The sequence below is a fragment of the Campylobacter sp. US50a genome (assembly GCF_004379015.1).
Lineage (GTDB): Bacteria > Campylobacterota > Campylobacteria > Campylobacterales > Campylobacteraceae > Campylobacter_D > Campylobacter_D jejuni.
This window is the reverse complement of sequence record NZ_RYYJ01000015.1, coordinates 21,272-29,019: the sequence shown is the minus strand read 5'-3', so window position 1 is coordinate 29,019 and position 7,748 is coordinate 21,272. Positions and strand designations below refer to the sequence as shown.

Genomic DNA, 7,748 nt, shown 5'->3' with positions numbered 1-7,748 from the left:
CCCCCCCCCCAGTTTTATGCCCCCAATTAATAAAAGTAATTTTTGTAATTATTGGTTCATTTTTGAAGATTCCTTTTACACTTTGTCGAAACAAGCTTTATTTGACGAAGCAAAAAATAATTTGCCTGAAGAATTAAAGAAAATTTTTAATAATTTAAGAATTATTGAATTTCCTAATAAAAATGATATTCTAAATTTATTAAGAGAAAATAGCAATGAAAACATTATTGTTTTAACCAACCAAGAACCTTTTAAAGAATATGAAAATTTATTTATTACTAAAAAAATAAAAAACAAATTTGGTTTATTAAGTTCTCAGCACAAAGAAATGAATTTCAGCGAAGAAAAAATTTTAGAAATGGAACTTGGATTAAGCGTTATAAAATCTCCATTCACTCTCAAAGATATTGGTGGTGCGAAAGCTTTAAAAGAATATACAGATTTGTTAATTAAAGCTGAGAAGAATGGTTTTAAAGCAAAGGGCGTATTTTTAGTTGGAATTCCGGGCACAGGTAAAACATTTTTTCCAAAATGCTTTGCAGGAGAGTTGGGTAGAAAACTAATATTATTAAATCTTTCTCAAATTATGGAAAGCAATGAGCCTATTCAAAAGTTAAATAATATTTTTGAATTTTTGCATAAAAAACAAATTGATTCTAAAGATGAAAAATATGTAATTTTAATTGATGAAATAGAAAAAATGATTGGAAGCTCAAGTGTTAAAGAAAAGCAAATGTTAGGAAGATTGCTAACGATTTTAAATGATATTAATACGCCTGCTTGTGAATATAGTTTTAATGCTATATTTTTTGCAACAGCAAATGATTTAAATTCCATTCTAAAAAATAATCCTGAATTTTTAAGACGGGGAAGATGGGATGAATTATTTTTTATCAATTTGCCGACTCACGAAAATGCTGAAGAAATGTTTAAAATATATATCAAGAAGTTCAACTTAAAATTTGTATTAGAAGAAATAATGAATCTTGATTCTATTTTTGCAGAAATTGAAGCTATTTATCAAAAAGAAAATCCAATTTCTAATAGGTTTCCTTATACTCCTGCAGAAATTGAAAATTTTTGCAAAAGATTAGATTTTTGTAAAAAAGCAAAAGGAGATGAGTTTAACAAAAAAGATATTATAGAATGTATTCAACTAATAATTCCACTTGTGAAATCAGCAAAAGAAGGAATTGAAAAAATGGTTGCACAGTCGGAATTGTTTATAGAAATTTAAATTATTTGAAAGGAGTGGTTGGTCTATGTTTATAAAAGATTATTTTAATATTTATGAAAAATTCTCTAAATCATCTAATTTGTTAAGAAAATTTTCCATAATTAGTCAAAAACAAGCAATTTGTAAATATTTAAAACTCAATAAAAATTTCGTAATTAATAATATTAATTATTGTTTTTTTGAAAGTGAAGAAAATTATTTAATTAGCGTATTTACAAATGACAATTTAAACTATATTCATATTAATAGCAGGAAGACAAAAGAATATCCAAGAAGTTTTGAAAATCAGGAGAACTTTGAAGTGTTTTTATCTATTTTCGCAACCATAAGTGTTTTATTAAATTTAAATTATCAAATTAATAATTTAAATGATTCTAGATTATTGCTGAAACAAAAAGAAAAAATTGAAGATATAGCTTATTGTATTTATTATGATGAAAAATTTAATTTAAATCTTTCCAACTATATTAATGACAAATTAAGCTATATAAAAAATATTTATTACTTTGGCGAAGATTTTTTATTTTGCTTATTCAAAAATTTTTATTTAAAGAATATATTGAAAGAAGATCTTTTCAAAATTCTAAACATTGATGAAGAAGATTTTAAAAAATTATATTCCCATTTTAAATTAAAAATTAAAAAAAATATTAGTGATGAAAATGCTTTAAATCGATTAAAAGGTGAACTATGAATTTTCAACCAAGAATTATTAGAGATCAAAATGATGAAGAATGTTATATCATGAGTTTAAGTGATTTTTGCAAAAAAATTGGAATTTCAAATAAAACTTTTAGAATTAACAAAGAGAAATCTTATAAAAATATTGATTTTTATAAAGAAAAGGGTGAAAAAAAGACTCTAGTAAAAATCAAAGTAAAAGATTTGATTATCAAAAACGTTTATGTCGGAGGCTGAAAGCTTTAAAAAAATATTATATAATGTTTTGTAAAAAGGAGAAAAAATGCTTAATCTAAATATTAGTAAAGTAAATTTTGATGAATTAGACATAAAAAATATTACAAAAAGGGGAATTTTAGATACTTTAAAAAAATTCTGGAATGGAAATTTTGATGAGTATTTAGAATATTTGCAAAGTATAGGAATTAATTATTATGAAAAAATTGACAATATTTATAAATTAAAGCAAACTCTAAATAATGATATTGAAAAATTAAAAGAGAATGTTAAAGATGGAAAGAATGTAGGAAAATTTAATTATCAGGCTATAAGTCAATTTAAAAATTTACAAGAAGTTAGAGATAGTGAATATTATAAACTTAATATAGATCTTAGAGAAGTAAATGATAAAAACACAATAACAAAAATTAAAGATGTTTTTTTGAGTGTTGATAGTTGTTCTTTAGTTGATTTTAAAGAAATAAATGAAGAAAGAATATCTTTAATTTATCATAAAAAAGGAGCTTTAATATTTTTTGATAATTATATTATAGCAAATACAAGAGCTGAAAATATGAGCTTAATAGAAAATTATCAAGTTCCAAAAGATAATAATTTTATCGTTTCAAAGTTTTTGTTATTTTTAGCTACAAAATTAAAAACTGAAAATATTAATGAAAGTTTTTGTTATTCTTATAATAACGGAAAGCAGAGAATTAATAATATTAAAAGTATAGAAGAAATTATAGTTTGGGGAAGATTAAAACCTGAAGAAAAAAAACTTGAAAAAGATAAATTAAAACAACAAGATGAGAATAAAGAAATTGCTAAAGAACAAGCAAAAGTTGAAATTAAGCAAGAAATAAATAAAAATAGAGATTCTTTAGAAAAAGATTCTGTAGAAAGAATATTACAAAATTCTACTTCTAATGTAAAACTTTATAATATATCTTCTCTTTCAGAAAGTGATAAAAATCAAAAAGTTGAAAATGAAATAAAAAATGAGAAAGAAGAAATAGAAAATATTATTAAAAATAGTTTTGAAGTTTATCATTTAAAAGAACTTGAAAAAACAAAAGAAAGACTAAAAAGAGCAGAAAAAGAATCTTATGAAGCCTATAAAGATTTAAAAGATTATTTATATAACGGAACTTCCATTTTAGAAGCAATTAGAAATATTCAGCAAAAATATAGAAATGAAGATACTATTAATTTTGCAAGTTTGCTTTTTAGTAAAGATATTTTAAATTTGAAAAACAAAGAAAATGAAATAAATACATTAAAAGATGAAATTGAAAAAAGTATTAATTATGAAAATGAGCTAATGGATGAAATAACTAAACGAGAAGAAACTATCTCAAAGCTTAAAGGAACTCTTCAAAGTAAAATTAATGAAATTACAGCAATGAGAGATGATTTTGAAAAAGAAATAACAGAAATAAAATTAGTAGAAGAAAAATTAAAAGAAGTAGAAAAAATTTCAGAAGAGCAAGAAATTACAATTAAAGAGCTAGATAATGAAAATGATATTTTATCTAATGAAAATAAAAAATCAAAAGAAGAATTAATAAGATTAAAAAGCGAAAATGAATATTTAAATAAACAAATTGAAGAAAATAAAAATAGAAATTTAAACAATGAAAATCTGACAAAAGATTATTATAAACTACAAATTGATTTAGAAAAAGAAAAAATTCAAAATCAATATCTTTTACAATCTATAGCAGATTATAAAGAATCAGAAAAAGAATATAAAAGCAAAATTGAAGATTTAACTTCTAAATTAATAGCCAATAATGATAAAACTTCTGATCAAGAGAAAAAAGTAGAGTATACTCCAAGAAGTAAAGATATTTTAGGAAAGATTTAAATAATGATGAAAAAATCAAATTATAGGAAAAAATTATGAAAATATTATCAATTAGCTTAATTGTATTAGTTTTTATAAATAGCCTTTATGCATGTGGTGGTTGTGTAGATTCATATTTAGGTAGCGAAAAAGCAAATGAAGGAAAAATTCAATACGATAAAGGCGAAAATCAAATTGCAAATGCTATTGATAAACTAAATGAAATTATAAAAGAAGAAATTATAGCAAATGAAAAAAATGTTTTAAAGGAAAAAGAAATTTTAACAAAACTTAAAACTGAAAAAACATTAGAAGCTAAAAAAGAATCTTTTATTTTAATGAAAAATAATCAACTTCAAAATATAATTAATAATATTAAAGCTAAATACTAAGAGTATAAATGGAACTCACAATAGAACAAATTGAAATTATTGAATTATCTAAAAAAATGAATAAAAGCGAAATATTAATTATTAATGCTTGTGCGGGAAGTGGAAAAACATTCACTTTAAATGAAATAGCTTCAGCAAATCCAAATAAAAAATTTTTATATCTGGCTTTTAATAAAAATATTGTCGAGGATATGAAAAAAAAAGCAAAAAAAAATATAGATGTTAAAACTTTACATTCTTTAGCTTTTTCTTTTGCAAGAAAAAAAATAGGGAAAATGAATTTTATTAATTCTTATACTATATTTGATATTGAAAAATTTTTTCCAAATCAAACTTCTGAAGAACTTTTTTTAATTTTAAAAGATTTTAATGATTTTTTAATTAATGATGAAAAAGAATTTAAAAATAACTATATAAAAAAACTCTGGAATTTGGTTTTAACTAGAAAATTAGATTTTATACATAATTTCTATTTAAAATATTATTTTTTATATGAAGAAAGTAAAAATTTAGTTAAAAAATATGATTTTATTTTATTGGATGAAGCACAAGATACTAATTCTATTATGCTCGATATTGTTTTAAATAATAATTGCTCTAAAATATTAGTTGGGGATACTTTTCAAAATATTTATGGTTTTAATCAAACTATAAATGCAATTGAAACTGTTCAAGCAGATTATAAAAAAAATCTTTCAAAAAGTTTTAGAAGTAAGCAAGAAATTTTAAATTACGCAGATTATTTTTTATTAAAATATACCAAAAAAAATAAAGTTAAAATGACTTCCAATATTTCCAATAAAGAAAAAAATGAAATTAAAAACAAATCTTATATTATGAGAACAAATGCTGGAATTATTGAATTTTTAGACAAAATTAAATATGATAAAAATATTGAACAATATTGTCTATTGAAAAATCCTGATGACATTTTTCAATTAGTATTTGATATTTTAAATTTTAGATCTAATCGTTTTTCCTATATAAGCAAGAGAAATTCTTTTTTACTTAATTTTAATTCAATGCTTGAATTAAAAAACTATGCCAAAGAAGCTTTTGATAATAATTTAAATAAAGTTTTAATTTTAATTGATAAAAAATATGATTTTAAAGTCTTAAATGCATTAGCCATAAAACTTTATAATAAAAAAAATAAAGAAAATATTTTTTTTTATATCACAAATTCTCATATAAGCAAGGGATTAGAGTGGGATAGTGTAGAACTTTATAATGATTTTCCAAATTTAAATAAATTACAAAATGAAATTAAAAAAGAAAAAAATTTGGAAAAAAAACAAGAAATGGAATTCTTTTTAGAACAAGAAGTAAATTTATTTTATGTAGCTATCACAAGAGCAAAATTTCAATTGCTTGACAAATCGGAAAATAAAATTAATGATACAGCCAGCTAGAAAAAATAATTCAAAAAGCTTTTTAAGAGAAGCTGAAATTGCTATATTTGCAATAAAAGATGATAAAGCTAGAAATTATTTTTTAAAAAAACTAAAAGAAGTTTTTGAAAAAAGAAAAAATCCAAATTGCACTTTAACAGGAGAAAAAGCTTTAAAAACTGAAATATTAGCTTATTTAAATCAATTAGATGAAATTAAAACAGCTAACATATGGTGTAGGGATGTATCTATAGATAGACAAGATATTAACAATCTTTTAATGAACATACAAACAGAACTTCTTAATAATAATATTCAAGGAATAGTTGAACTTCATTTACAAGATAGAGAAATTAATTCTCCACATATCCAATTTATAGGAACTGAAGCAGAAAAAGCCGAATACATAATTGCAACAATTTTAGTTAATCTAAAATACGAAACAAGCATAGAAAATGCTATTGGAAAAAAAAGTGATTTTAAACCATATTATGAAATTAATGATAAGTTTAGGACACAAAATTTAGATGATGAGCTAGAATATAGAGAGAATATAAAAAAAAGAAAAGAAGAACAAAAATTTGAACTAGATAAATTAGATGATTTGATTATGAAATTTGAAGAAGAAATGCAAAAAAATAAATCTCTATTAGAAAAATCAAAAAATGTAAAAAATAATTTTTGGAATAAATTAGAAAAATTAAAAGAATATAAAAATAAAATTAGAAATAAAAATTATAATATCAAAAGAATTAGAAGAAAAATCAGAAGAAGATAGATGTATTTCGTTTGGCATTCAGCCCAACCGCTAAAGCAGTTGGGATTTCTGCCTAAATGAGTTTAAAATAAATTTCATAATAATTGAATAATAAATTATTATTTTGAAGTAAAAGAAAATTATGTTTTTTAAGTTCTAATAGAGAATTTACATCTAAAGCAATTATTTTTTTGTTGGTAAAGTTTTGTTTAGTATTAATTGTATCAAGTTCATTAATATAAGAAGTCATTTTATTAATAGAATCAGTAGCATTAGCCAAAAGTGCTATACATGCAAAATTAATAATTATAAAATATTTAAAAATCAATTTTTATTCCTTAATTTTTTAATTAATTTATCCCAGAAAATAAGCAAAAATATCTTTTTAAATGGATTGTCATCTTTCTTAATATTAAAAAAGAATCTATATAAAAATAAACACCCTATAGAATAAATTAAAATGAAACTTTCAAATCCATCAGAAAAGATATAAGAATAAATAAGAGATATAAAAAAGAAATAAATGTTATTTTTGCAAGCAAAAAAATAAAAAATATTTCTTTTTAATAAATATTGCTCTTTAAATACATCTTTTTTATAACTCATTTTTTAATTCCTTGTTTAAAAAAATTATTTGTTTCTTCAGTTTCAATTTCAGATTTAGAAAACTTTTCATTTAAAGCAATAAATAATTTATTAATCTGTTCTCCATTATCTTTAATTTCAGGTATTTTGTTATATAAATTATAAATTTCATTTTTTGATTTTTCAATTTGCTCTTTAGTAATATTAAATTCATCTTTTTCTAAAAATTCTTTTAAAATAGAAAGTTTTGAAAGATATAAAAAGTATAAAGTTTCATCAGAACAATTGATATTTTCAATTTCTATTGAAAATATATTTTCGATAGAAATGTTTTGTTTATCATCTAATTTTTTTTCTTCAATTATATCGTTTAAGCCTTTCAATATATATGAATGAAAATTATTTAATTTTTGAGCATATTGTGCATCAGAAAATTTATCCAATAAATTATTGTCTCTACCAAAATTAATAAATTGATTAAAAATACTATTTAATTTATTAAAAGTCTTATAATCTAATCTGGCATTTAAACATATTTTGATTTTATTTCTAATTTCCGAAGATTTTTCGTAAATTCTTTTTGCATGAATAGTTATATCTTTAAAAACTATTTTTTCTATTTCATTTTCTGTCATAC

The 7,748-nt window shown here is 21.1% G+C and carries 10 protein-coding genes; 7 read left to right on the top strand and 3 right to left on the bottom strand.

All coding sequences use genetic code 11. From position 1 onward, the window contains the following. The 7 genes from ELQ11_RS08715 to ELQ11_RS10110 all read left to right on the top strand — a co-directional run. Positions 1-1,237, top strand: a 1,237-nt coding sequence (locus ELQ11_RS08715; RefSeq protein ID WP_134225265.1) for an ATP-binding protein, incomplete at its 5' end; no start/stop codon positions are given. Positions 1,238-1,262: 25 nt separating this feature from the next. Further along, positions 1,263-1,931 (top strand): hypothetical protein, encoded by a 669-nt coding sequence (locus tag ELQ11_RS08710; protein ID WP_070273917.1) that lies wholly within the window; start codon positions 1,263-1,265, stop codon positions 1,929-1,931. Beyond that, positions 1,928-2,155 (top strand): hypothetical protein, encoded by a 228-nt coding sequence (locus ELQ11_RS08705; protein WP_070273918.1) that lies wholly within the window; start codon positions 1,928-1,930, stop codon positions 2,153-2,155. Before ELQ11_RS08710 ends, ELQ11_RS08705 begins: the two co-directional genes overlap by 4 nt. Before the next feature lie 46 nt (positions 2,156-2,201). Then, a complete protein-coding gene (locus ELQ11_RS08700; RefSeq protein WP_134225264.1) occupies positions 2,202-4,007 on the top strand; it encodes a hypothetical protein in 1,806 nt (601 codons plus the stop codon). A gap of 35 nt (positions 4,008-4,042) precedes the next feature. Next, positions 4,043-4,378, top strand: coding sequence for a hypothetical protein (locus tag ELQ11_RS08695; RefSeq protein WP_134225263.1), 336 nt, complete (start codon positions 4,043-4,045; stop codon positions 4,376-4,378). Between the two features lie 8 nt (positions 4,379-4,386). Further along, positions 4,387-5,790 carry an AAA family ATPase gene (locus ELQ11_RS08690; protein WP_134225262.1) on the top strand — a complete coding sequence of 468 codons (1,404 nt, stop codon included), beginning with the start codon at positions 4,387-4,389 and terminating at the stop codon, positions 5,788-5,790. Next, on the top strand, positions 5,774-6,547 hold the full coding sequence (locus ELQ11_RS10110) for a hypothetical protein (protein ID WP_070273922.1): 774 nt from the start codon (positions 5,774-5,776) through the stop codon (positions 6,545-6,547). Before ELQ11_RS08690 ends, ELQ11_RS10110 begins: the two co-directional genes overlap by 17 nt. A gap of 52 nt (positions 6,548-6,599) precedes the next feature. Here the strand turns inward: ELQ11_RS10110 and ELQ11_RS08680 are convergent, their stop codons facing one another. From ELQ11_RS08680 to ELQ11_RS08670, 3 genes are read right to left on the bottom strand one after another with little or no spacing between them, the layout of a single operon-like run. Next, complete coding sequence (locus tag ELQ11_RS08680; RefSeq protein ID WP_070273923.1) at positions 6,600-6,854, bottom strand: hypothetical protein; 255 nt, start codon at positions 6,852-6,854, stop codon at positions 6,600-6,602. Further along, positions 6,851-7,132: a hypothetical protein gene (locus ELQ11_RS08675; RefSeq protein ID WP_070273924.1), complete on the bottom strand. Its 282-nt coding sequence runs from the start codon at positions 7,130-7,132 to the stop codon at positions 6,851-6,853. Before ELQ11_RS08675 ends, ELQ11_RS08680 begins: the two co-directional genes overlap by 4 nt. After that, on the bottom strand, positions 7,129-7,746 hold the full coding sequence (locus ELQ11_RS08670) for a hypothetical protein (RefSeq protein ID WP_134225261.1): 618 nt from the start codon (positions 7,744-7,746) through the stop codon (positions 7,129-7,131). Before ELQ11_RS08670 ends, ELQ11_RS08675 begins: the two co-directional genes overlap by 4 nt. Between the last annotated feature and the right edge of the window lie 2 nt (positions 7,747-7,748).

Excerpts from the sequence above, each read along its gene's own strand:
- ELQ11_RS08710 (WP_070273917.1), top strand. The coding sequence starts at position 1,263 with ATGTTTATAAAAGATTATTTTAATATTTATGAAAAATTCTCTAAATCA.
- ELQ11_RS08705 (WP_070273918.1), top strand. The coding sequence starts at position 1,928 with ATGAATTTTCAACCAAGAATTATTAGAGATCAAAATGATGAAGAATGT.
- ELQ11_RS08700 (WP_134225264.1), top strand. The coding sequence starts at position 2,202 with ATGCTTAATCTAAATATTAGTAAAGTAAATTTTGATGAATTAGACATA.
- ELQ11_RS08695 (WP_134225263.1), top strand. The coding sequence starts at position 4,043 with ATGAAAATATTATCAATTAGCTTAATTGTATTAGTTTTTATAAATAGC.
- ELQ11_RS08690 (WP_134225262.1), top strand. The coding sequence starts at position 4,387 with ATGGAACTCACAATAGAACAAATTGAAATTATTGAATTATCTAAAAAA.
- ELQ11_RS10110 (WP_070273922.1), top strand. The coding sequence starts at position 5,774 with ATGATACAGCCAGCTAGAAAAAATAATTCAAAAAGCTTTTTAAGAGAA.
- ELQ11_RS08675 (WP_070273924.1), bottom strand. The coding sequence starts at position 7,132 with ATGAGTTATAAAAAAGATGTATTTAAAGAGCAATATTTATTAAAAAGA.
- ELQ11_RS08670 (WP_134225261.1), bottom strand. The coding sequence starts at position 7,746 with ATGACAGAAAATGAAATAGAAAAAATAGTTTTTAAAGATATAACTATT.